This is a genomic window from Synergistaceae bacterium (genome assembly GCA_012728235.1).
Classification (GTDB): Bacteria; Synergistota; Synergistia; order Synergistales; family Synergistaceae; genus JAAYFL01.
The window spans coordinates 1-1,751 of the sequence record JAAYFL010000090.1 but is presented as its reverse complement, the minus strand read 5'-3'; the positions used below and the strand labels follow the sequence as shown (position 1 = coordinate 1,751).

The window sequence follows — 1,751 nt, the reverse complement described above, 5'->3', positions numbered from 1 at the left end:
CCCATAACCCTGTATCTGCTAATAGTATCTATGGGGATAAGTATTGTCATAGAAAATATTTTTGTGGTAACCATAGGAGGCCGTTTTAGAGCCTTGCCCCCTGTGATTCCTATGGATCCTGTAAACATCTTTGGTTTTGCTACAACAAGCGCATTTGATCTTTTATCACTCTTAACAGCGGTTGTGTTTCTTATAGGGTTACAGCTATTTTTAGTAAAAACTAAATGGGGATTGGCAATTCGCGCTGCTTCGTATAATTTAAAAACAGCAGGCCTCATGGGTGTTAACGTTAATAGGCTGATTGCGATAGTTTTTTTCGTTGCGGGACTTCTTGCCGCTGTTGGAGGAATATTTCTTTCTGCGCGCTATACCCTTTATCCCCAGTTAGGCAGCACTATAACTACAAAGGCTTTTGTTGCGGCAGTTATAGGGGGCCTTGGTTCTCTCCCTGGAGCAGTTATTGGAAGTCTTATTTTGGGTTTGGCAGAAATGCTCACTGCCGGTTTTATTTCCAGCCAGTTTCGCGATTTGGTTGTCTTTGCAATCTTAATCTTAACTTTAATAATGCGTCCCACAGGACTTTTTGGTAAGTCTGTGGGAGAGAAAGTGTAGAGCATTTTAAATGCAAGGTTATGTAGCCGGAATAATAACTCTTCTTGCCATCAATTGTATAGCTGCATTGGGAGTATCTTTATTTACAGGGTTTACGGGGATTTTTACACTGGGACATGCAGGTTACATGGCAATAGGAGCATATACAGCGGCCATTCTTACTTTTAAATGCAGTGTACACTTTATTCCTGCCATAATTTGTGGCGGGATTTTCGCAATGATAGTGGCTTATTTGATTGGCATTCCCACACTTAAGCTTGTGGGGGATTATTATACGATAGCTTCTCTTGGTTTGGGGGAAGCTATACGTCTTATTATAGAAAATTGGGAAAGTGTAACACGTGGAGCAAGGGGATTTCCCGGCATAGCGCCATACACTTCTCTTCCTGTAGCACTTGTTTTTTTGATAATAATGACAGTAGTGATGTTTTTTATCGTAAATAGTAGTTATGGACGAGCATTCAAGGCTTGTCGTGACGATTACGTTGCTGCATCTCTTTTAGGTTTTGACACAGCTCATTATAGAGTGCTTAGTCTAGCTGTTTCGGGCTTTTACTGCGGCGTATCAGGCGCGCTTCTTGCCGGATTCATGTCATTTGTACAGCCGGTTATGTTTGATATGGCAAAATCAACAGAACTCGTATCCGTTGTCGTATTTGGAGGACTTGGCTCTATAAGTGGCTCACTTATTGGGGCAACTATTCTTACTTTAGTCACAGAGCTTTTTCGTCCTATATCCCAATATCGCATGTTGATATATGGGTTGGTGCTTGTTTTTGTAATGGTATTTAGACCGGAAGGCATAATGGGCACAAATGAGCTTACTCTTAATTACATAAAAAATCTCTTCTCTGCCAAAAAGAAAGCTTCTGAATTTGATAGGAGGACAACAGATGACTGTGCTTCTTGAATTAAAAGGAGTAAGTAAATCTTTTGGCGGTGTTCAAGCTGTAGAGAATATGTCTCTAAAGCTTAAAAAAGGCGAACTGACCGGATTAATAGGCCCTAATGGAGCTGGCAAAACCACCGTGTTCAACTTAATAACCGCAGTATATGACGTTACAAAAGGCGATATAGAATATAAAGGTATAAATATAAATAAACTAAAGACCTATCAAGTTGTTTCTCTAGGAATAGCT

3 protein-coding genes are annotated in these 1,751 nt (G+C 40.3%); all 3 read left to right on the top strand.

Annotated elements, in window-relative coordinates; translation table 11 throughout:
* Positions 1-612: branched-chain amino acid ABC transporter permease (locus tag GXZ13_06045; GenBank protein ID NLX75375.1), on the top strand; the 612-nt coding region annotated here is incomplete at its 5' end.
* Positions 613-622: 10 nt separating this feature from the next.
* On the top strand, positions 623-1,522 hold the full coding sequence (locus GXZ13_06040) for a branched-chain amino acid ABC transporter permease (GenBank protein NLX75374.1): 900 nt from the start codon (positions 623-625) through the stop codon (positions 1,520-1,522).
* Positions 1,506-1,751, top strand: a 246-nt coding sequence (locus GXZ13_06035) for an ATP-binding cassette domain-containing protein (GenBank protein NLX75373.1), incomplete at its 3' end; no start/stop codon positions are given. The genes GXZ13_06040 and GXZ13_06035, both read left to right, overlap by 17 nt.

What these genes read in the sequence shown, in the direction of transcription:
- GXZ13_06040 (NLX75374.1), top strand. Translation starts at nt 623, where the DNA reads ATGCAAGGTTATGTAGCCGGAATAATAACTCTTCTTGCCATCAATTGT.